This window comes from Thioalkalivibrio sp. ALE14 (genome assembly GCF_000376845.1).
GTDB lineage: Bacteria > Pseudomonadota > Gammaproteobacteria > Ectothiorhodospirales > Ectothiorhodospiraceae > Thioalkalivibrio.
Map to the genome: position 1 here is coordinate 36,303 of NZ_AQXY01000021.1, position 21,746 is coordinate 58,048.

Here is a 21,746-nt window from a genome sequence, read left to right on the forward strand (position 1 = left end):
AGCTCGCACTCCAGCTAGATCCGATGGCCCACGGGAGATTGCTTCGTCGCTTCGTTCCTCGCAATGACAGGCGCGTACGCCGCGCACCGGGAAAGATCTGTTCGGAGCCCGGCGACCTACTCCGTCGGCTGGCCGTGCTCGCGGGTCGCCTCGAAGCGGATCTCTGGCCACTTTTCCATCGCCATCTGCAGGTTCACCCGGGTCGGGGCGATATAGACCAGGTCACCGCCGTGGTCGACGGCCAGGTTGGCCGCGGCCTTCTCCTTGAACTCCTCGAATTTCTTCGGATCATCGCTTTCGACCCAGCGGGCGGTCTGGACGTTCACGTTCTCGAACTGCGCCTCGACCTTGTACTCGGTGCGCAGGCGCTCGGCGACCACGTCGAACTGCAGCACGCCGACCGCGCCCAGGATCAGGTCGTTGTTGGTCAGCGGACGGTAGAGCTGGGTCGCGCCCTCCTCGCACAGCTCCTGCAGCCCCTTGGCGAGCTGCTTCATCTTCAGCGGGTCCTTCAACTGCGCACGGCGGAACAGCTCCGGGGCGAAGTTGGGCACACCGGTAAAGGTCAGATCCTCCCCCTGGGTGAAGGTATCGCCGATGCGGATGGTGCCGTGGTTGTGGATCCCGATGATGTCGCCGGGATACGCCGTCTCGACATGCTCGCGGTCGGAGGCCAGGAAGGTCAGTGCGTCCGGGATCTTCACGTCGCGCCCGATGCGCACGTGGCGCAGCTTGGCGCCCTTGTCGAAGGTGCCCGAGCAGATGCGCATGAACGCGATGCGGTCGCGGTGGTTCGGATCCATGTTCGCCTGGATCTTGAACACGAAGCCGGTAAACTTCTCCTCGGTCGGCTCTACCTTGCGCGAGTGGGTCGGACGCGGCAACGGGCCCGGGGCATACTCGACGAAGTCGTCCAGCAGCTCCTCGATCCCGAAGTTGTTGATCGCCGAGCCGAAGAACACCGGGGTCTGCGCACCGCTCAGGTAGGCCTCCGGGTCAAATGCGTGCGAGGCACCCTGCACCAGTTCCAGTTCCTCGCGCAGCTCCTGCGCCTGGTCGCCCAGCACCTCGTCCAGGCGCGGGTTGCCCAGGCCCTCGATGATCTCGCCGGTGGATTTCTTGCCGCCCTCTTCGGGGTCGTACAGATGCACCGCGTCCCGGCGGAGGTGATAGACGCCACGGAAGCGCTTTCCCGAGCCGATCGGCCAGGTGATCGGGGCGCACTCGATCTTCAGCACCTCCTCAACCTCGTCCAGCAGCTCGATCGGGTCGCGTCCCTCGCGGTCCATCTTGTTCACGAAGGTCATGATCGGCGTGTCGCGCAGCCGGCAGACCTCCATCAGCTTGATGGTCCGCTCCTCCACGCCCTTGGCCGCGTCGATGACCATCAGCGCGGAATCCACTGCGGTCAGCGTGCGATAGGTGTCCTCGGAGAAGTCCGCGTGTCCCGGGGTGTCCAGCAGGTTCACCATGCGGCCCTTGTACGGGTACTGCATGACGGAAGAGGTGACCGAGATGCCACGCGATTTCTCCATCTCCATCCAGTCAGAGGTGGCATGGCGCGCTGACTTGCGCCCCTTGACCGTACCGGCGAGCTGGATCGCGCCGCCGTACAGCAGGAGCTTTTCGGTCATGGTGGTCTTGCCGGCGTCCGGGTGCGAGATGATCGCGAAGGTCCGGCGTCGGCGGGTTTCCTCGATAAAGGACATGCATTCGGGCCGCTGGGAACAGCCCGCAAGTTTAAGGAAACACCGATCAATGTACACCCTCGCGTTGGCACCCCAGGTTTTCCGAGACAAGGCGCGGTGCGCAGCCGGTAGTGGATCTACCGGCAAAGGCCGCAACGCAGGATCGGGGAACCTGGGGGGCCAACCCCGAAGGGGCTCGGCCGCTTTTGCATGCGCACGGCGTTGCGGCTCCCTTGTGCAGAATGACTGCACGGCAGTCACCGCGCCTTGTTCGCACGCAAAAGCGACTCGAGCGCGAGCGTGTACATTGATCAGTGTTTCCTTAACGCGAAACCGGGGCTCCGGTTCAGGGTGGCAGCCCCTGACACGAAAACGGCCCCGGAAACCGGGGCCGTCGTGCGGCGCCAGACTGGCGGCTGCAGGCTCAGCGCGCGGCGGCCGCCTGGATCGCCGCGTTCTGCTCTTCCAGACGCCCGCGGGCGGTCACCAGATCGCGGTTGTTCATGCGGGCCTCGAGGCTGGCGATGCGCTCCTCGTCCTGGGCCAGGCTGTACCAGACGTGGGCCTGGACCAGGTCGCGTTCGACCCCGCGTCCGTTCTGGTGCAGGCGGCCCAGTCCGATCTGGGCATGCCGGTAGCCTTGCTCCGCCGCGGCGGTGTACCAGCGAGCGGCCGCGGCCGCATCGCGCGTGGTGCCCTGGCCATTCTCGTGCAGCAGGCCGACGTAATACTGCGCGGCGGGCATGCCCTGGTCCGCGGCCCTGGTCAGCCATTCGAGGCCGGCCACCGGATCCTGTTCGCCATTGGCCAGGTGGCTCCCCAGCCAGTACTGGGCGTCGGCATGTCCCAGTTCGGCGGCGCGGGTGTAGTGCTCGCGACTGCGGTCGGCATCCGCCGCGGCCCCCTTGCCGGTGGCGAAGAGATAGCCCAGATAGTAGTGCGCGCCGGCATGATCGGCGTCCGCGGCGCGGGCAAACCAGCGCACGGCCTGATCGTGATCCACCGCCGTGCCGCGACCGGAGTAGTTGGCCATGCCCACGTCGAACATCGCGGCCGGATCGCCCTTCTGCGCATTGCTTTCGCGGATTTCGTACCAGACGCCCAGCAGTTCCTGCTGGCGCTCGGCCTCGTCGTAGCCAAAGGCTTGCTGGGCCTGCACGGCACCGGCGGAAACCAGCAGCGGGAGGGCCAGCGGAAGCGAGAAGAACATTGCACGCAGGGATCGGGACATGGGAAACCTCATCCGGTGTCGGGGCGAATACCGGTCTTGATCATAGACCGGGGGGCGAACCGCCACAACGCGAAGCCCTCGGGACGAGAACCGAGGGCGACAAAACGTGGCCAAATCCCGGAAACCGTCGCATAACCTGTGAACGGGTTCACGACCCGCGCGGGAACCCGGGGTTCAGGCGCCGGCGGGTGCGGCGCAGCGACGCGTCAGCACCCAGGCATCCTCGCGGCCGCTGGGAAGCGGGTAATAGCGGGGCCGCGTACCGATATGCTCGAAGCCCTCGGAGCGGTACAGCTGGACCGCGGCCACATTGGACGGGCGCACCTCGAGAAACAGGGCCTCGGCATCCTGATCGCAGACATAGTCGAACAGGCGCCGGACCATGAATCGGCCGAGCCCGTTACCCTGCCAGCGCGGATCCACGGTCAGGTTGAGCAAATGCGCCTCGCCAGCGGCGACGGTGAGCACGCTGTGACCCACCTGGCGCCCGTCCACCTCGAGGATCCAGCAGTCATAGCCCACGCGGATGCAGTCCTCGAAGATCCGGGCGGTCCACGGGTAGTCATAGGCCTCGCGCTCGATACGCATCACGCCCTCCACATCGACCGACTCCATGCGGCGCAACTCGGGCTGGACGCGGGGTTCGGCACTCATGACGCGGGCTTCTCCGGCAGCAGTGAAGGGACGAGGGACGAACGGTTCCTGTGGTGTGGGAGCCCGCCGATGCCGCGCGGGTTCCCATTTCCACAGTATTTTTCAGGCTATGTCAGGCAGGCACGGGCCCGTTGCAGATCCTGCCAGGCCCGCGCCTTGTCGGCCGGCTTTCGCAGCAGGTAGGCCGGATGGTAGGTCACGACCAGCGGCACGCCCTGATAGCGATGATCCCCACCGCGCATGCGCCCGAGTGGCTCATCCGAGGCAAGCAGGCTCTGGGCCGCGACCCGCCCCAGGGCGACGATCACCTCCGGCTGGATCAGGGCAATCTGGCGGTCGAGGTAGGCGCGGCAGGCTGCCGATTCCTCCGGTTTCGGATCGCGGTTCCCCGGGGGGCGGCACTTCAGCACGTTGGCAATAAATACGTCGTGATGGCGGTCCAGGCCCAGTGCCAGCAGCATGTTGTCCAGCAACTGCCCGGCCCGGCCGACGAAGGGCTCCCCACGCCGATCCTCCTCCGCACCCGGAGCCTCGCCGATGAACAGCCAGCGGGCCTTGCGATCCCCGACGCCAAACACGGTCTGCGTGCGCTCGCACGCCAGTTCGGCGCAGGCCTGGCAGCCGCGTACGCGCGTCTCCAGGGCCTCCCAGTCCAGTGTCTCGACCGCAACACCCTGCGCCCCACTGCCGGCATCCACCCACTCGGCCACCGCTTCGGGGGCTGGCGCGGCGGCCCCGGTTTCGCTAAAGGACGTTTCGGCATCCGGGGCGGGCGCGAGGCGCGACCGCCATACCGGTATGCCCATGTCCGCGAGGATGCGGCGCTGGCGCACCGACAGCGTCACGCGGCTATTCCCCGGTGGGCGCACGGCGACGATGGCGGCGCCAGCGCTCCAGTGTCAGCAGCGGGCCGGACAGGGCATAGATCACGAAGCCCGCCAGCAGGACCTTGGGCGGGTCCAGCGCCAGCAGCATCAGCGCCACCACCACCCCGACAATCGCCAGGAAAGGTACCCGGTGCTTGAAGTCCATGTCCTTGAAGCTGAAGTAGGTCAGGTTGCTGACCATCGCCGCACCCGAGAGCACGGTCACCACCAGGATGCCAACCACGTACGGATCGGCGAGCTCCGTGGGGATCCCCCAGTCCTCCAGCACCCAGACCATGCCCACCAGGATCGCGGCGCTGGCGGGGCTCGGCAGCCCCTGGAAGAAGCGCTTGTCGCTAACCGCGAGGCGGCTGTTGAAGCGCGCCAGGCGCAGCGCGGCGGCAGTGGCGAAGAAGAAGGCCGCCACCCAGCCGAAATTGCCCAGGTCGTGCAGTTGCCACAGGTAGACGATCAGCGCTGGCGCGACACCGAACGAGACCAGGTCCGACAGCGAATCGTACTGCGCGCCGAACTCGCTCTGGGTATCGGTCATGCGGGCGACTCGCCCGTCCAGGGTATCCAGCACCATGGCCACGAAGATCGCGATGGCGGCGGTGATGTATTCGCCGTTGATCGCGGAGACGATGGCGAAGAACCCGGAGAACAGCACCCCGGTGGTGAACAGGTTGGGCAGCAGGAACACACCACGCCGGCGGCGGCGATGCGGTGGCTGGTCGTCCGCCACGGTATCCTCGCCCTCGATGTAGTCCGGCTCGGACGGCCGGTCGCCTTCGTCCCCTGCGCTCATTGCAGCATCTCCACGGTCCCCTCGCTTTCCCCGGTGGCTTCGGACTCCGGCAACCCGCCCAGCAGGGCAGATCCGGCCAGCACGCGCTGGCCCGGCTCGACCATGACCTGCGAGCCCGCCGGAAGCCACACCTCGAAGGTACCACCAAAGCCGGCGAACCCCATGCGCTTGCCGCGTCCGAGACGGTTGCCCGGAACGTTGTTCTGCATGCGGATCATGCGCGGCCAGTGATCGACACTGAGGGCCAGCGTCAGCCGCGTGCCCTCGTCGGTCTCCAGCGCATAGGCCAGGCGGCCCGCCAGCTGGGCGTCCGGGGGTTCGTCGGTCTCCTTGCCGGGCCAGACCCGTTCGTGGATCTCGGCCTCCTGCGGGGCATGCACGTTGTATTCGCCCAGCCGCCGCTGGCGCAGGCGGATGCAGACCGCCGGCTTCTGCGTGAACGGGTCACGGGCCTCGGAGATCGACTCGATGGTGCCATCGGCCGGGGCGATCACGCCCAGGGCTGGTGCCGGGGCCTTGCGCCGCATATCGCGGAACAGCGCCATCAGGAACACGGTGAGGATCACCATGAACAGGCCCAGCTCCGCCTCCCCGACCAGCAAGGTGACGACCGCCATCCACGCGGCGATGATCACGAACAGGCGACCCTCGGGGGCTAGCGGAAACAGCATCGGACGCTCGGCAGGAAAGAAAGGCCGCGGCGGGCCGGAACGCCCGCCGCGGGGAGCCGCATCAGTTGCGGGACTTGTCGACCAGCTGGTTGGCCTTGATCCACGGCATCATGGAGCGCAGGCGTTCGCCGACCTGCTCGATCTCGTGGGCCGCGTTCAGGCGACGGTTGGCGGTCATCGACGGGTAGTTCATCGCGCCTTCCAGGATGAACTGCTTGGCGTACTCGCCGTTCTGGATGTTGCGCAGCGCCTCGCGCATGGCCCAGCGCGACTCTTCGTTGATCACCTTCGGGCCGGTCACGTACTCGCCGTACTCGGCATTGTTGGAGATCGAGTAGTTCATGTTGGCGATGCCGCCCTCGTACATGAGATCGACGATCAGCTTCAGCTCGTGCAGGCACTCGAAATAGGCCATCTCCGGGGCGTAGCCCGCCTCGGTCAGGGTCTCGAAGCCGGCCTTGACCAGTTCCACGGCCCCGCCGCAGAGCACGGCCTGCTCGCCGAACAGGTCGGTCTCGGTCTCGTCCTTGAAGGTGGTCTCAATGATGCCGGTGCGGCCGCCGCCGATCGCGGAGGCATAGGACATGGCGATGTCACGGGCCTTGCCGGAGGCGTCCTGCTGGATGGCGATCAGGTCGGGGATGCCGCCGCCGCGCACAAACTCGGAGCGCACGGTGTGGCCCGGGGCCTTGGGCGCGATCATGATCACGTCCAGGTCCTTGCGCGGCTCGATCTGGTTGTAGTGAATCGCGAAGCCGTGGGCGAAGGCCAGGGTCGCGCCCTGCTTCAGGTTCGGCTCCAGCACATCGCGGTACAGCGCGGCCTGGTACTCGTCCGGGGCCAGCACCATGATCAGGTCGGCGCCGGCGGTCGCGGCGTCGACATCGGCCACCTTCAGGCCGGCCTCTTCGGCCTTGGCGCGGGAGCCGGAGCCCTCGCGCAGACCCACGGTCACGTCCACGCCGGAATCCTTCAGGTTGTTCGCATGGGCGTGGCCCTGCGAACCGTAACCGATGATGGCCACCTTCATGCCCTTGATGATGGAGAGATCGGCGTCTTTGTCGTAGTAGAGATTCATCGCAATTTCCTTGATATCGGGCAAACAAACGGGTCCGGCCCCGGAAACCGGGGCCGGACCCGGGGATTCAGATTTGCAGGCTGACGTCGCCCCGGGCGATGCCCATGACGCCGGAGCGCACGACCTCCAGCACCGGGAACGGCTGGAGCGCCTCGAGGAAGGCATCCAGCTTGGACCCCTCGCCGGTGATCTCGATCACATAGGTGTCATGGGTCACGTCGATGATCCGGCCGCGGAAGATGTCGGCCAGGCGCTTGGCCTCCTCGCGGTCGGCAGCCTCCGGGACGCGCACCTTGACCAGCGCCATCTCGCGCTCAATGTGCGGATAGGCGGTCATGTCCAGCAACTTGATCACGTCAATCAGCTTGTTCAGCTGCTTGGTGATCTGCTCGACGATCTCGTCGGAGCCGCTGGTGACAATGGTCATGCGCGACAGCGACGGGTCGTCGGTCGGCGCGACGGTCAGCGATTCGATGTTGTAGCCACGCGCGGAGAACAGCCCGGCCACCCGCGAGAGGGCACCGGCTTCGTTTTCCAGCAGGACACTGATGATATGACGCATACGGCTCTTCCCTGTACCCGGCTCAGACCAGGATCATTTCGTTCTGGCCGGCACCGGCCGGGATCATCGGATAGACGTTCTCGGACTGGTCGGTGATGAAGTCCAGGAAGACCAGGCGCTCCTTCTGCGCCAGGGCCTCCTTGATCGCACCCTCGACATCCCCGGGCTGGGTAACCTGGATACCGACGTGGCCGTAGGCCTCGGCCAGCTTCACGAAGTCCGGCAGGGCGTCCATGTAGGACATGGCGTAGCGGCCCTGGTAGAAGAACTCCTGCCACTGGCGGACCATGCCCAGATAGCGGTTGTTCAGGTTCAGGATCTTCAGCGGCAGCTGGTACTGGAAGCAGGTGGACAGCTCCTGGATACACATCTGGATACTGGCCTCGCCGGTGATGCAGCCCACGGTCGCGTCCGGATGCGCGAACTGCACGCCCATCGCGAACGGCAGACCGACGCCCATCGTGCCCAGGCCACCGGAATTGATCCAGCGGTTGGGCTTGTCGAAGCGATAGAACTGCGCGGCCCACATCTGGTGCTGGCCGACATCGGAAGTCACGTAGGCATCGCCCTCGGTCAGCTCCCAGAACTTCTGTACCACGTACTGCGGCTTGATCAGTTCGGAGGTCTGGTCGTACTTCAGGCAGTCCTGCGCCTGCCATTCCTCGATTTGCTTCCACCAGGTCGCCAGGGCCTCGGCATCCGGCTTGCCGCCGTTCTCGTTGAGCCCCTTGATCAACTCGCGCAGTACCGGCTCCACCTCGCCGACGATCGGCACGTCCACCTTCACGTTCTTGGAGATGGAGGACGGATCCACGTCCACATGCACGATCTTCGCGTGCGGGCAGAACTTCTCGATGTTGCCGGTCACCCGGTCATCGAAGCGCGCGCCGATGGCGATCAGCACGTCGGCGTGGTGCATGGCCATGTTGGCCTCGTAGGTCCCGTGCATGCCCAGCATGCCGAGGTACTGCTTGTCCGACGCCGGATAGCCGCCCAGCCCCATCAGGGTATTGGTGATCGGATAGCCCAGCTGGCGGGTGAACTCGGTCAGCGCCTCGGAGCCCCTGCCCAGGATTACGCCACCACCGGTGTAGATCATCGGCTGCTTGGCCGACAGGATCAGCTCCACCGCCTTGCGAATCTGGCCGGTGTGTCCCTTCGTGGTCGGGTTGTAGGAGCGCATGTGGATGCTCTCCGGGTACTCGAACTCGCAGCTGTCGGCGGTCACGTCCTTCGGGATGTCCACCACCACCGGGCCGGGGCGCCCGGTGGTCGCCACGTAGAAGGCCTTCTTGATCGTGGTCGCCAGGTCCTTCACGTCCTTGACCAGGAAGTTGTGCTTCACGCAGGGACGGGTGATCCCCACGGTATCAACCTCCTGGAAGGCATCGTTGCCGATCAGGCTGGTCGGCACCTGGCCGGTGAACACCACCAGCGGCACCGAATCCATGTAGGCGTCGGCAATGCCGGTGATCGCGTTGGTCGCGCCGGGACCGGAGGTCACCAGCGCCACGCCGGGCTTGTCCGAGGACTTTGCGTAGCCCTCGGCCGCGTGTACCGCGCCCTGCTCGTGACGCACCAGTACGTGGGAGACCTTGTCCTGCCGGTACAGCGCATCGTAGATGTGCAGTACCGCGCCGCCGGGATAACCGAATACGACCTCGACACCCTCGGCCTGCAGGCTGCGGCAGAAGATTTCGGCGCCGGTGATGGCGGTGGAGGAACTTGCGGTCTCGGACATGATGGTCGACTTCCTTACCGGGGGCTTGTGCACGATCGTCAGGCGATCACACACCACGAATCAAAATAGCCCACCATCCTAATATGAAATCGCCCCCATTTCACGCCATAAAGCGGATGGGCACGCGGCAGACGTCGCGAGGAGCCAGCGATTTAGCCACCTGCCAACGAAGCTGGCCAAGCCCGCCGGCCTGCCGGTCCCGCGAGATTGCCACGGCCCCTGCGGGGCCTCGCAATGACGGGGTTGCGAGCACCGTCATCGCGTGGCGCGCAGCGGCGTGGCACAAAAGCGCGGAGCGCGTTGAACGGCCGCAGGCCGGCCCGCAGGGCGAGTGCAGCGAGTAATCTCCCTGGGTGCCCTCTGAGTCAGCTGCGGTCTGCGTCGACGCCTGCCTGCGCGGTGGGCAGCTCGGCGAAGTGCTCGCGGGCCCGCGCCACCAGTTGCGGCGGCAGGCCGTTCTTCTCGGCGATGGTCAGGCCGAAGGAGACCCCCGGTTCGCCGATCAGCAACCGGTAGGTAGGGGACAGGGTCGCGGCGTCGAACTGCATCGAGGCGTTGACGATGCCCGCATGCTGCGCGGCGTAGTCCTTCAGCGGCGCCAGGTGGGTGTTGACGATCCCGCGCGTGCCGCGGGCCCGCAGCTCGTCCAGCATCGCCATCGCCAGGGCCGCGCCCTCGTCCGGGTCGGTCCCGGTACCCAGCTCGTCCAGCAGGATCAGGCTCTCGGGGCCGGCGTGGTCGAGGATGCGTTTGAGGACCTCGACGTGTCCGGCAAAGGTCGACAGGTGGTGGAACAGGCTCTGGTTGTCGCCCACGTCCACCATCACCTGGTCGAAACGCCCGATGCGGCAGTCCTGCTCCGCCGGGATGTGCAGCCCGCACCAGGCCATGGTGACCAGCAGGCCGAGGGTCTTCAGCGCGACCGTCTTGCCGCCAGTGTTCGGCCCGGTGATGAGCAGCAGCGGCTGCTCGCCGTCCAGACGAATCGACAGCGGCACCGGCTGGGGGCCGTTGCCCTCGGCGAACTGCAACAGCAGCAGCGGGTGATAGGCCTCGACCAGTTCCACGCCGGCCTCGGCCTCCAGCCGCGGGGCATGGGCATTCATCTGCGCCGAGAGTTGCGCCGCCGCCGAGGCGAGATCGATCCAGGTCAGCGCGGTCAGCATCAGGTCCAGCGGTTCGCCGTACTGGCGCACCACGTCGGTCAGCTCGCGCAGAAGGCGTTGCTGCTCGGTGTTGATCTGGTTATTGACCGTATCCAGCTGGTTGTTGAGCGGCACGGCCTCGATCGGCTCGACGATCTGGTCGCGCCCGCCCATGGCCGTGCCCCGGCGTACGCCCTTGACCGCATTGGCCGCCTCGCCGCGCAGCACCATCACCGCGCGCTCCTGGTGCCACTGCACCTTCAGCGCGTCCTCGCCCTTCTGCGCGAGATCGGAAGCGGCCAGGCGCTTTTTCACCACCGCCTCGACCTCGTCGCGCAGCCGCCCGCGCTGTCCGAAGGCCTCGACCAGCGACGCACTGGCATCCTCGCGCAGCGAGCCGCCGGGGTTCAGGCAGGCGGACAGGCGCTCTTCCAGCGCCTCGGGCGGATACAGCTTGTTCAGGTCGGCCGGGTAGATCTCCGGGGTGTCAGCAAGTTGATCCGCCAGCTCGCGGGCATGGCGCATGATGGTCTGCAGATTATGCAACGCCTGCACCGGCAGGGCCGAGCCGGGGTTGCCCGCCTGGCGCAGCGCCGCGCGCACGTCCGGCAACTGTCCCAACCGCGGCAGCGTGCCGGCATCCAGACGCTGGCGCGCGACCGTCACCGCCTTCTGCAGGGCCCGGGCCGCATCCAGGTTCGGCGCGGGCTCGAGCCCGCGCGCGGCGTCGGCGCCATAGGGCGTGGCGGTCAGGCGCTCCAGCAGGCGCTGGATCGCGGGGAATTCGAGGGCCTTCAGATCAACCTGCATGGCATACCCTTGTGTGAAATCTCTACCAGAACCTTGTAGGAGCCGGCTGGCCGGCGAAGCCTCTGCCCGCATCCAGCTTTGGCAGGGGCTTCGCGTGCAAGCACGCTCCTACACGAAGGGCGAGGATCCTGGTTACTCCTCGGCCTTCTTGAACATGCCGAGATAGGCCTTCTTGTCCATCATCGGCTCGCGCATCACCGCCAGCATGTCGTCCAGGTGCTCCGGCGTGCTCATGCCCACCAGCGAGGTGCCCAGACCCGGCGTAGACCGGTTGAACTGCATGGCGCGCTGGGCCGGATTGGGCAGACTGCCAAGTTGCTGCTCGACCACCTCCACCGACTGCTTCGCCAGGTGCCCCTTCAGCATGGAGTGCGAGGCGATCATGTACACCTCCAGCTGGTGCGCGGCCTGCAGCGGGCTCGCCACATTGCCCTGCCCGGTCGCCGTGTTGAAGCGTGTAAAGCCTTCCAGCATCACCTGGTTGAACGGGAGCATCCCGATCTTGAAGTGATGCCGCGCATGGTCGTCACCGGTTGCCGTCTGTGCGGCGCGCTCGGCCAGCCCCTGCATGGACGTAAGCGACTGGAACACGGCCGCGTCGGTCTCCTCGCGGAAGCCCTCGAAGGTGGAGATACCGTAGGTCCGGATTTTCTTCTCGCGCACCGCCCGCTCCAGCATCTCGAATACCGGCTCCAGCTTGCGGTTGGTCGGTTCCTTGCCGATCTCGTGGATATGTACCTCCGGCTGGTCGATCAGGAACGCGTCCAGCGTCTCCACTCCCATCAGCGAGCGCGACAGCTCCATCTGGTAGTGGAGGTACTCCGGCGTCAGCAGATGCGCGCCCTTGGCCAGGTCCTCCTTCGTACCCATGCCCTGGGCCTCGATCTCGCGCTGGAACCAGGCCTCCATGTCCTCCGGCGGTCCGCCACGCAGGGTCAGGAACCCGCCCTTGGAGATCAGGAACATCGCCTCGCGCGGGACCCCGGCCTCCAGCGCCGTGCGCACGCCGGCCCCAACCGCGGCCAGCGACCGGCCGTAGCGGTAGTGGGCGCCGGTATCCACCACGTTGACGCCCTCGGCCAGCCCGCGCGCGACGATCGCGGAGATCTGCGCATCCACCTCCGCGGTGGCCGCCCCGCCAAAGGTGCCGATACCCAGGCTCGACAGGCGCATCTTGGCGCGCGAGAACTCGCTGTAATGCCCCTCGGCGGCCTTGCCCTCGGACACGAACTGCTCCGCATAGCGACGCGTCGCCTTGGCATTGGCATATCCGGGTATCAGTTTCTGCACGGGCTCCATGCGTCTCCTCGATCAGTCGCGGGTCGAACGTGCCGGGTCCGTTGGCCCGGGAAGCCTGCGAATCCTACGTCAGCGGACGGGATTTGCGAAAAACCGCAACGGGAGCGGCAACTCCTCCGCCGTCCCCAACCCGCCTCACCCCAGGAGCGGATGAGTCCCGAACAATCGCTCCAGACACTCGGTCAGTTCGGGGCGTACGGGGCCTGAACGGTTCGCGTCGAGGCGGGAGACGAACAGGTTGTCGTACCACTCCTCTTCCTCGTCCATGTCCCAATCGACGTCGCGCAGCAGGGCCTGGCCCGTCGCGGGGATCTCGGCGGGGAGTTCGCGCCCGGTCAGCAGGGCCCAGACGCCGGTCCAGCAGCGGGCGAGCGCCAGCGGATGGTAGCCGCCACCGCCGAGGACCAGGAGCTTCGGCGTGCCATCGGCGTGGCGCGGGCTGGTTTCGATCACGTCGTCGATGCAGGCGAGGAAGCACTGGGTGGAGATGCCGAACTTGCCGAGCGGATCCGGCAGCAGGGCATCGGTGCCGGCCTGGACCACGATCACGTCCGGCTGCCAGCGATCCCGCACCGCACCCCAGACCCGGGTGAAGGCGGCGCGGAATTCGGTGTCGTTGGTCTCCTTCGGCAGCGGCACATTCACCGCGTTGCCGAGCGGGCCGGTGTCCTCGATGCGGCCGCCCTCGAAGGGATAGCCGTATTCGGTATCCATGTGCAGGGAGACGGTGAGGACATCCGCGTCATCGACGAACGCGGCCTCGACGCCGTCGCCGTGGTGGGCGTCGATATCGAGATAGAGCACCCGCTGGCCGGCCTGGCGCAGGCGCAGGATCGCGAGCGCCGGGTCGTTGAAGTAGCAGAACCCGCGTGCCTGGTCGGGTGCGGCGTGGTGCATGCCGCCGGCCGGATTGAAGGCCATCCGACCGCCCAGCACGACCTCGGCGCCCTGGATGGAGCCGAAGGTCGCGGTGGCCGGGGTGGCGAAGAAACCGGCGAAGAACGGGTTTTCGAAGTTGCCAATGTTGTGGCGGTCGCGGTAGCGCTGGAACACCTTGCCCAGCGCCTCGGCGCGCTGCATCGCGGAGACATACTCGCGAGTGTGGAACCATTCGAGCTCGGCCGGCTGCGCACGGCGGGTGACGGCCATCTCCCCGGGGGTGATTGCGTCATAGGCCTCGATCAGGTCAATGGTCAGCGAGACACGCGGGATACCCAGTGGATGATTGTCACCGTAGCTGTGCCCACGATAGCGCGGCGCATGCAGCAGGGTCGCGTGGCGCCGGGCCGGGGCGCGCCCGGACCCTTGTACCGTGGCGTCCGGGTCGATCGCTTCGGGAGTAGCACTCACTGGCGCAGCCTCAGGTAGATCTCGGGCAGACGGCGCGGCAGCTCGTCCACGTGGTCGATGATGGTGTAGTGGCCGGGACCGAAGATCGCCGGCAGGTACTCGGAGCCGGACGGGTCCAGGGTGATGCAGAAGGGGTGTACGCCGGCATCCACCGCCTCCTTCATCGCCATGCGCGTGTCCTCGTGCAGGTAGCGCTGGTCGCCGCCGTCGTCGTAGTCGGCCGGACGACCGTCGGACAGGATCAGCAGCAGACGGCGCTGGCTGGAGTTGCGCCGGAACGCCTCCAGCGAATGGCGGATGCCCGCGCCCATGCGTGATGCCAGACGCCCGGACACCCCGGCGATGCGCCCGCGCACAGTGTCGTTCAGGTCCTCGTTGAAGTCCTTCAGCCAGTAGTAGTTGACCTGGTCGCGCTGCTTGGAGGCGAACCCGGCGATCGCGTAGGGGTCGCCGACCTTCGCGATCGCCTCGGCGAACAACATCATCCCCTCGCGCACGCGGTCGACGATCTTGCCCTGCCCGCCCGGATGGCGCGCCATGATGCTGGTGGACATGTCCGCCAGCATCAGCACCGAGGTATCACGGTGCTGCACGGCACGCCGGCGGTAGATGAAGGCCTTCGGCGACAGCCCCGCCTTCTTGTCGGCGATGTAGTCGATCACCGCCTCGGTATCCAGCTCGTCACCGTCCAGTTGTTTCCTGAGCGGCGCCAGGCGCATCGGGCGCTGCATCTCCAGGCCGCGGGTCAGGCGCTTCAGGGTGTCGGCATTCTCGGACAGGATGGTTGCGGCCCGCTCCGGGTCCTCGTCGTCAAACACGCGTTCGTAGAGGTTGACCCAGTCGGAGACGTAGCGCTGCTCGCGGTAGTCCCATTCCGGATACGGGATGCCGTCCTTCTTCGGTGTGTAGGGGGCGGCGCGCTTGGCCACCTGGGCCGGCTGCGGGATGCCGGTGCCGATGCGGCCGCCGGTGCCGGAGGTCTCCTGCTGCGGGGTCTGGATGTCGGCGTCCGGATCCTTCTGCGCCTGCTCCGGGGCCTGCTGCGGCTGCTCTTCCTGCTTCTGGTGCTCGAACTTGTGTTCGTCGTGCGCCTCGTGGTCGCGGAAGTCGGCCAGGCTGCCGTCGCGCTTGCGCTGGGGGTAGACCGGCAGCGACTGGTTCAGCGACAGCCCCGGGAGGTAGGCCTCGGCGCGCTCCTCGATGGTGATCTCCGGGAAGGCCTCGTCGGCGAACAGTTCCTCGCCCACGGCCCAGGCGGTCACAACATCCGCATCCGGCTCCAGCACACGTGCCAGACGCGGGTCCTGTGCTTCGCCGCGCAGCAGGGCCTGCTGGGCCTTCAACGCAAAATCGAAGTACACGCCGGCGGCACCCTCCGGGCGCTCGTGGGCTTGTGCCAGCTCCACCAGGCGCGACAGGAAGTTCGGAATGCGCGGGGCCAGGCGCGCGTTCACGCGCAGGTCCTCGGCCAGGTCGAACAGCACCTGGAAGCGGAACATGCGTCCCTCGAACGGGGCGAACAGCGGACGCCAGGTGATACGCGACTTGTCGTCCAGCGGTGGATGCTCGGCGCCCGCGCGCTCGAACAGCCGCTCGACATCGCTCTGTGCATAGGTGTCGAAGGCGAGATGGGCGGCCGCATGCTGGGTGGCGACAATCGCCTCCTCTCGGGAATCCATCACCGCCGGCATGAACAGGCGCCGGCCATCGGTCTCGAGCATCGGGCGGCCCTCGCCCGGCTTCCAGCTGGAATCGGCCAGCGGGATGTCGGCATCCAGCCAGGCCATCAGCACCAGGCGCAGGAAGCGCCCGTTCATACGCGGGCGAAAACCCGGCAACGCCTCCAGCAGGAGCTTGAGGCTCTCGTCGCTCTCCAGGCGGAAGTACGCCTCGCCGCGCGAGCGTCCGGCCTTCAGCAGGTCCGCGCCGCGACGGGCCCAGGACAGCAGGCCCTCGTCGCCGACCAGGTTGCGCGCGATCGGAGCACCCTCGAGGTAGGCATCCAGGGTCAGGCCACGCTCGTCGAACAGCTGCTCGGCCGGCTCGATCAGGGCGCGCAGGCCCTCGATCCCGCGCCCGCCGGCGAGCTTCTCGAAGTCGGTCTCGAAATAGGCCCGGGCATCCGGCAGGCTGCGCGCGCACCAGCGCAGGCCGATCTCGGCCCACTCGCGCTCGCCGGCCTCGCCCCAGGCGTCGTACACGCGATCGGCCTGGGCCATGAAGCCTTCCAGGGCGTAGTTCGAGTTCACCCACTCCTGGAAGCGCGCGGCCTGCTCCAGCCACAGCTCCACCGTCTGCATGTGCTCGGCCAGCCGGGCCGAGTGGCGCATGAAGCTCTTGCCGGACTCGCGGTCATGGAAGAACAGGTCACGCGCGGTCTCGATCCAGCGCCGCGCGATGGTGGCGCCGAACGGACGGATCGCCGGCAGCGCCTCCTTCGTGTCGCGGTGGGCAACGAAGCTGATGTCCTCCAGGTGCTGGAGGATCTCCTCGATCTCGACGAGTTCTTCCGCCTCCGGTTTCGCGCCGCCGTTGGTCGCGGTGTCGCTCACGCCGCTGCGGACTCGGGGAAGTGGGCGTCGAAGATCTCCTCCAGCGCCTGGATCAGCTCGGGGTCATCGGTGATCGGGGCGATCATCGCCGCGCGGCAGGCCACACGCGGGCTCAAGCCCGCCTGCATCAGCTCGCCGGCATAGGCGAGCGCGCGGGTGGAAGTGGCCTCTTCCAGGCCATGGTCCTTGAGGGCACGCGCCTTGCGCCCGGCGGCCACAAGCTTCTCGACGCGGTCGGCGTCGAGGCCACCGGATTCCTTGGCCACAATCTCGCGCTCGACGTCTTCCGCCGGGTAGTCGAAATGGATGCCGACGAAACGCTGCTTGGTGGACGGCTTCAGGTCCTTCAGCACGGTCTGGTAACCGGGGTTGTAGGAGATCACCAGCATGAAGTCCTCGTGCGCGTCGATGATCTGCGCCTTCTTGTCCAGCGGAAGCTGGCGGCGGTGGTCAGTCAGCGGGTGGATGACCACGGTGGTATCGGTACGCGCCTCGACGATCTCGTCGAGGTAGCAGATCGCGCCTTCCTTGACCGAACGGGTCAGCGGGCCGTCCTGCCAGACGGTCTCCTCTCCCTCCAGCAGGAAACGGCCGACCAGATCGGAGCTGGTCAGGTCCTCGTGGCAGGACACGGTCACCAGCGGCTGGCCAATGGTGTGGGCCACATGCTCCAGGAACCGGGTCTTGCCGCAGCCTGTCGGTCCCTTGAGCATCACCGGAAGGCGTTTGGAGTAGGCGGCCCGGAAGATCTCGATCTCGTCGCCCTGGGGCTTGTAGAACGGGGCGTCGCCCGCGTCCCCCGGCTTTTCGATGACGTCGCGTTCCACACCGCGGATGCGGTTGATCAGGTTCTTCATGGGATCTCCGGGCAGGACTGGTGTATGCGCGGGTGTAGCGTTACCCTCCAGCGCGCTGGGCGGGCTGCCAATCGTGTTCGCGCAGGCTTTGTTGTATCATTTGCTGTTTATATTCTATCGAACCTGCGCACTTGCATGAACCAAATGCCCCATCACTGCGGGGTTGGGCTTGCGAAGGCGCCCGTCACTCGGATTCAGCGCTTCAATAGAGGACCCGGTATGAAACTTGTCAAACTCGTCAAGCTGAACAATCTGCAGTACAACCCGAACCGTGACCCGGAGGTGTACCGCCGTCCGATCAACGAGGAATTCCGGGTTCAGGCCTCGCTCAATGGTTCCGGCACCGCCCAGTGCAAGTTCTCGGTGGAAGGCGAGACCCTGTGCGAAGGCAGTGTGTCCCTGCCGGGCACCTTTGACTGCAAGTTCAGCTACGACACCGCCGGCACCCGCATTGGCGACCTGGTAATCGAGGGCAACGGCGAGACCTTCCACGAGAAGATCCGCATCGACGTGCTGGAACACGCCTGGATCGGCTGAGTCCGGCTCGACCCACCCCGGCTTGGTTCCGGGGCGCGTCACTCAAAGGCCCCGCGGCAACCTGCCCGGGGCCTTTCGCGTTTCAGGTCCAGCCACACCTCTCTTCTCGTCTGCCCGACCGCATGCCCCCTCGCAATCCCGGCCGCAGCGAAGCCGAGCGCCGGGATCTCCCGGGCGAGCCCCCTGACGTCCGGGTTATCTCCAGCGGTGGAGATCCCGGATAACCGCTGCAGGGTTTCCGGGATGACGAGGGGGAGAACGTCATGGTGACCGGAGAAGGCCGACAACGTGTTCCGATCGACCCGTCGCGCGTCCCCGAATCGGGTTTCTCCGTGCTCTCCGTGTCCTCCGGGGTGCAACCGCCCTTGCCCTTCTTCGTATCTTCGTGCGCTTCGTGGTGAAAAATGGAGACGGCCCCCAGACGAAGAAAGCCCCGCCGGAGCGGGGCTTTCGGGCGTTACGGATGCCTGCCGTGATCAGTCGATCACGCCGGTCACCCAGTACTGCACGTACTTCGGGTTGTCCTCGATAAAGCGGTCCACCGCCTCCTCGTAGGAGTTCTCCTGGGCGTAGAACATCGCGTCTTCCAGCACCTCCAGATCCAGGTGCATGCGCGAGATCATCATCGCCACGTCGTGGTACTCCTCGGCGAAGCCCTCACGCGCCAGGGCGTGGATACGCTCGAACCCGCCCAGAGCGCCTTCCGGGTCCTCCAGGTAGCGCAGGTCGTAGGCCCCGAACTTCCAGTGCGGGCTCCAGCCGGTCACCACGATCCATTCATCGCGGCGGATCGCCCGATCCAGCGCGGAGGTCATGCCCGCCCCGGAGGAGATCTGCAGGTCGTAGCCATCCAGCCCGTAGGTCTCGATGGCCTCTTCCGACAGCCGGGTCAGGCCCGCGCCCGGATCGATGCCGGTGATGCGGCCATTCAGCTGGTCACGCACGGAGTCCTTCTTCAGGTCTTCGATGGAGCCGAGTTCATCCTCGGGCACGTAGTCCGGCACGACCCAGCCGAGGCGGGCATTGCCATACAGGGGACCGAGATTCACCACGTCCTGACCGACGCGGTCCATGTAGTCCGCGTGGGTGCCTGGCAGCCAGGCCATCAGCATCATGTCGATGTCACCGGACGCGAGGCCCTGGTACTGCGGGGCAATGTCGGTCTGGATCAGTTCGACCGAATAGCCCATCTCGTCCTCGATGACGCGCTCGGCCAGTTTGGTCACGAACTCGGCATCGGACCACGCGGTCCAGCCGATCTGGATATCGTCGGCCTGGGCCGTCGCGAGGCCCATGGAGGCGGCCAGGACGCCGCCCAGAAGGGTTGAGGTCAGTGTCTTGTTCATCGCGCTACTCCTTCCTTCGTGTGAAACGGATGGCGCGACGCACGGAACGGCCCTAGCCGCTTGCCTTGCGCCGCAGCCCTACGCTCTGAGTGATCCGGTCGAGCAGGATGGCGAGGATCACGACCCCCAGGCCGCCCTCGAAACCCAACCCGACATCGAGCCGCTGGATACCGGTCAGCACGGTGTTGCCGAGGCCGCCGGCACCGATCATCGACGCGATCACCACCATGGAGAGTGCCAGCATGATGGTCTGGTTGATGCCCGCCATGATCGACGGCATCGCCAGAGGTAACTGAATCTTGGTCAGAAGCTGGCGTCGATTGCAACCGAAGGCCAGCCCGGCCTCGATCTGCTCTCGATTCACCTGGCGAATGCCGAGGTTGGTCAGGCGCACCACCGGCGGCATGCAGAAAACCACCGTGGCGATCGCGCCCGGCACCGTACCCAGCCCGAAGAAGATCGCCGCCGGGATCAGGTAGACGAACGGCGGCATGGTCTGCATCAGGTCCAGCACCGGACGAATCGACGCCTCGACCCAGTCGCTGCGCGCCATCGCGACCCCGACCGGCATACCAATCGCCAGTGCCACGGCCGTGGCCGCCAGCACCAGCGACAGGGTCTTGATGGTGGGTTCCCACAGGTCCATCCCGAGGATCAGGCCCAGCGCGACAATGGCGAAGATGCCGAAACGCCAGCTGACCCGCCACCAGCTCAGACCCACCAGGGCCAGCACCAGCAGCCAGGCCGGGATCGCCAGCAGCGCGCCCTCGAAGGAGTTGGTCAGGAGCCCGAGGAACCAGGCGATGCCATCCAGGGCCGGTTCCAGATTGGCGAGGATCCAGTCGACTGCGGCCTCGATCCAGTCGCCCACGGGGATATTGATGCGGTCTTCCATGTCAGTGATCTCCGTTGGCGACGGCCACGTTCCGGCTGCGGTCCAGGGCCTCGACCAGCCGCGGCAGAGTCACCAGCCCACGGAACGCCCCATCGGCGTCCACCACCGGGATGGACACCGGGCTCTTCGCGGCGCGCCCCGGCAGATCCGCCAGTGCCACATCCTCGGTGACCGGCTCCACCTCGACCGCGACCTCGCTTGCCGGGCGGTCCACGGTCAGCTCGCCGAGGCGCTTGGCCTGGACGACCGACCGGAACCGGCCCTCGGCGTCGACAATCACGGCCTCGTTGCCCGGCACATGGGCGATGCGGTTGCGCGCCTCGCCGGCCGTGGTGTCGGCATCCAGCACCGGGATATTCTCGCTGTCCATGATGTCACAGGCCTGAAATACCTGGGTGATGTCCACGCCGTGGAAGAACGAGCGAACATATTCGTTGGCCGGATCGACAATGATCTCTTTTGGCGTCCCCACCTGCACCACTTCGCCGCCCTGCATGATGGCGATGCGATCGCCAATGCGGATGGCCTCGTCCAGGTCATGGGAGATAAAGACCACGGTGCGTCGGCGCTCGTGCTGCAGGTCCAGCAGTCGATCCTGCATCTCGGTGCGGATGAGCGGGTCCAGCGCCGAGAAGGCCTCGTCCATCAGCATGATGGAGGGATCAGTCGCCAGCGCCCGCGCCAGACCCACGCGCTGCTGCATCCCGCCGGAGAGTTCATCGGGGTAACTGCGGGCATGGGCCTTCAGACCCACTTGGTCGAGCGCCTCCAGCGCCCTTTCACGACGCCGGGCGCGGCCGACGCCGGCAATCTCCAGCCCGAACGCGGCGTTGTCGATCACAGTCTTGTGCGGCATCAGGGCGAAGGACTGGAACACCATGGCCATGTCCTCGCTGCGGAGCCGGATCAGTTCGCGCTGGTTCATCCGCGTCACATCGCGCCCGCGGACCTCCACGGTGCCGGCAGTGGGCTCGATCAGCCGGTTGAGCAGGCGCACCAGGGTGGACTTGCCCGAGCCGGACAAGCCCATGACCACAAAGATCTCGCCCTCGGCGATATCCAGGTTGCAGTCCTTCACGCCCACCGTGTTGCCGGTGCGCTCGAAGATGGTGTCCTTGTCCAGCCCGTCCTGGATCAGCCGCAGACCCTCCTGGGGGTTCGGACCAAACACCTTGAACAGATCGCGCACCCGGATGATGGGTTCCATGCCACGCTCTCCCTGCCAGTAACGTCGCGATGCCGAGCCCGGCTGGCAGCGGACTACCAGTCGTACTGGCGAATGAATTCGGGCAGCTTGTCGATCATCTCGTCACGCCCGAAGAAGCGGTCGGCGCGGGCCAGGCGCATTTCGTCCTGGATGTCCTGATCGCCGCCAAAGCAGAATACCGGAAGATTGATCTGGTATTCCATGCGCAGCATACGGATCACGTCGAGCGGGTCGAAGACCTCGATCTCGTCCAGATCCAGCAACAGGAACCTGTATAACAGGATCTCGTTCCATGGCCCAAGTTCATCGAGATCGGTGACCCGGTGCAACTGCCAGTCTGACGGTAACTGGGCCTGCAGGCGTTCGGTCATCCCGGCATCCTGGGTCATCAGGATCAGGCGTTTCTCGAGGCGGCGCTCGATTGTCGGTTCGGACATGAGGCGACTCCG

The 21,746-nt window shown here is 66.4% G+C and carries 19 protein-coding genes; 1 reads left to right on the top strand and 18 read right to left on the bottom strand.

Features of this window, described 5'->3' with window-relative positions; genetic code table 11:
* Positions 1–116 precede the first annotated feature (116 nt).
* The 14 genes from F572_RS0103020 to F572_RS0103085 form a co-directional block, all read right to left on the bottom strand.
* Entirely contained in the window at positions 117–1,709 is a 1,593-nt protein-coding gene (locus F572_RS0103020; RefSeq protein WP_017940863.1) for a peptide chain release factor 3, read from the bottom strand.
* Positions 1,710–2,112: 403 nt separating this feature from the next.
* Entirely contained in the window at positions 2,113–2,919 is an 807-nt protein-coding gene (locus tag F572_RS0103025) for a tetratricopeptide repeat protein (RefSeq protein ID WP_038034012.1), read from the bottom strand.
* 174 nt (positions 2,920–3,093) lie between these two features.
* Positions 3,094–3,573 carry a ribosomal protein S18-alanine N-acetyltransferase gene (rimI, locus tag F572_RS0103030; RefSeq protein ID WP_017941175.1) on the bottom strand — a complete coding sequence of 160 codons (480 nt, stop codon included), beginning with the start codon at positions 3,571–3,573 and terminating at the stop codon, positions 3,094–3,096.
* 107 nt (positions 3,574–3,680) lie between these two features.
* Positions 3,681–4,418, bottom strand: coding sequence for a uracil-DNA glycosylase family protein (locus F572_RS0103035; RefSeq protein WP_017941174.1), 738 nt, complete (start codon positions 4,416–4,418; stop codon positions 3,681–3,683).
* Between the two features lie 4 nt (positions 4,419–4,422).
* Complete coding sequence (gene pssA, locus F572_RS0103040; protein ID WP_017941173.1) at positions 4,423–5,247, bottom strand: CDP-diacylglycerol--serine O-phosphatidyltransferase; 825 nt, start codon at positions 5,245–5,247, stop codon at positions 4,423–4,425.
* Positions 5,244–5,918 (bottom strand): phosphatidylserine decarboxylase, encoded by a 675-nt coding sequence (locus F572_RS0103045; RefSeq protein ID WP_017941172.1) that lies wholly within the window; start codon positions 5,916–5,918, stop codon positions 5,244–5,246. Before F572_RS0103045 ends, pssA begins: the two co-directional genes overlap by 4 nt.
* Positions 5,919–5,979: 61 nt before the next feature.
* A complete protein-coding gene (gene ilvC / locus F572_RS0103050; protein WP_017941171.1) occupies positions 5,980–6,996 on the bottom strand; it encodes a ketol-acid reductoisomerase in 1,017 nt (338 codons plus the stop codon).
* Between the two features lie 67 nt (positions 6,997–7,063).
* On the bottom strand, positions 7,064–7,558 hold the full coding sequence (gene ilvN, locus F572_RS0103055) for an acetolactate synthase small subunit (RefSeq protein ID WP_017941170.1): 495 nt from the start codon (positions 7,556–7,558) through the stop codon (positions 7,064–7,066).
* 22 nt (positions 7,559–7,580) lie between these two features.
* Complete coding sequence (ilvB, locus tag F572_RS0103060) at positions 7,581–9,299, bottom strand: biosynthetic-type acetolactate synthase large subunit (RefSeq protein ID WP_017941169.1); 1,719 nt, start codon at positions 9,297–9,299, stop codon at positions 7,581–7,583.
* A 365-nt stretch (positions 9,300–9,664) separates the two neighbouring features.
* The gene (locus F572_RS0103065) at positions 9,665–11,254 is read right to left on the bottom strand and encodes a DNA mismatch repair protein MutS (protein WP_017941168.1); all 1,590 of its coding nucleotides are present in this window, start codon (positions 11,252–11,254) and stop codon (positions 9,665–9,667) included.
* A 132-nt stretch (positions 11,255–11,386) separates the two neighbouring features.
* Positions 11,387–12,553, bottom strand: coding sequence for an aldo/keto reductase (locus tag F572_RS0103070; RefSeq protein ID WP_017941167.1), 1,167 nt, complete (start codon positions 12,551–12,553; stop codon positions 11,387–11,389).
* Between the two features lie 135 nt (positions 12,554–12,688).
* Entirely contained in the window at positions 12,689–13,903 is a 1,215-nt protein-coding gene (locus F572_RS0103075; protein ID WP_017941166.1) for an acetoin utilization protein AcuC, read from the bottom strand.
* Positions 13,900–16,455: a nitric oxide reductase activation protein NorD gene (locus F572_RS0103080; protein ID WP_017941165.1), complete on the bottom strand. Its 2,556-nt coding sequence runs from the start codon at positions 16,453–16,455 to the stop codon at positions 13,900–13,902. Before F572_RS0103080 ends, F572_RS0103075 begins: the two co-directional genes overlap by 4 nt.
* Complete coding sequence (locus F572_RS0103085) at positions 16,452–17,312, bottom strand: CbbQ/NirQ/NorQ/GpvN family protein (RefSeq protein WP_017941164.1); 861 nt, start codon at positions 17,310–17,312, stop codon at positions 16,452–16,454. Before F572_RS0103085 ends, F572_RS0103080 begins: the two co-directional genes overlap by 4 nt.
* 219 nt (positions 17,313–17,531) lie before the next feature.
* On the opposite strand from F572_RS0103085, the gene F572_RS0103090 reads away from it, so the two are divergent.
* On the top strand, positions 17,532–17,849 hold the full coding sequence (locus tag F572_RS0103090; protein ID WP_017941163.1) for a hypothetical protein: 318 nt from the start codon (positions 17,532–17,534) through the stop codon (positions 17,847–17,849).
* A 476-nt stretch (positions 17,850–18,325) separates the two neighbouring features.
* Here the strand turns inward: F572_RS0103090 and F572_RS0103100 are convergent, their stop codons facing one another.
* The 4 genes from F572_RS0103100 to F572_RS0103115 are packed head-to-tail and all read right to left on the bottom strand — an operon-like array spanning position 18,326 to position 21,734.
* Positions 18,326–19,195 carry a glycine betaine ABC transporter substrate-binding protein gene (locus tag F572_RS0103100; RefSeq protein WP_017941161.1) on the bottom strand — a complete coding sequence of 290 codons (870 nt, stop codon included), beginning with the start codon at positions 19,193–19,195 and terminating at the stop codon, positions 18,326–18,328.
* Between the two features lie 52 nt (positions 19,196–19,247).
* Positions 19,248–20,090, bottom strand: coding sequence for a proline/glycine betaine ABC transporter permease (locus F572_RS0103105; protein WP_017941160.1), 843 nt, complete (start codon positions 20,088–20,090; stop codon positions 19,248–19,250).
* A gap of 1 nt (position 20,091) precedes the next feature.
* Positions 20,092–21,297 (bottom strand): glycine betaine/L-proline ABC transporter ATP-binding protein, encoded by a 1,206-nt coding sequence (locus F572_RS0103110; protein ID WP_017941159.1) that lies wholly within the window; start codon positions 21,295–21,297, stop codon positions 20,092–20,094.
* 53 nt (positions 21,298–21,350) lie between these two features.
* Complete coding sequence (locus F572_RS0103115) at positions 21,351–21,734, bottom strand: hypothetical protein (RefSeq protein WP_017941158.1); 384 nt, start codon at positions 21,732–21,734, stop codon at positions 21,351–21,353.
* Positions 21,735–21,746 lie beyond the last annotated feature (12 nt).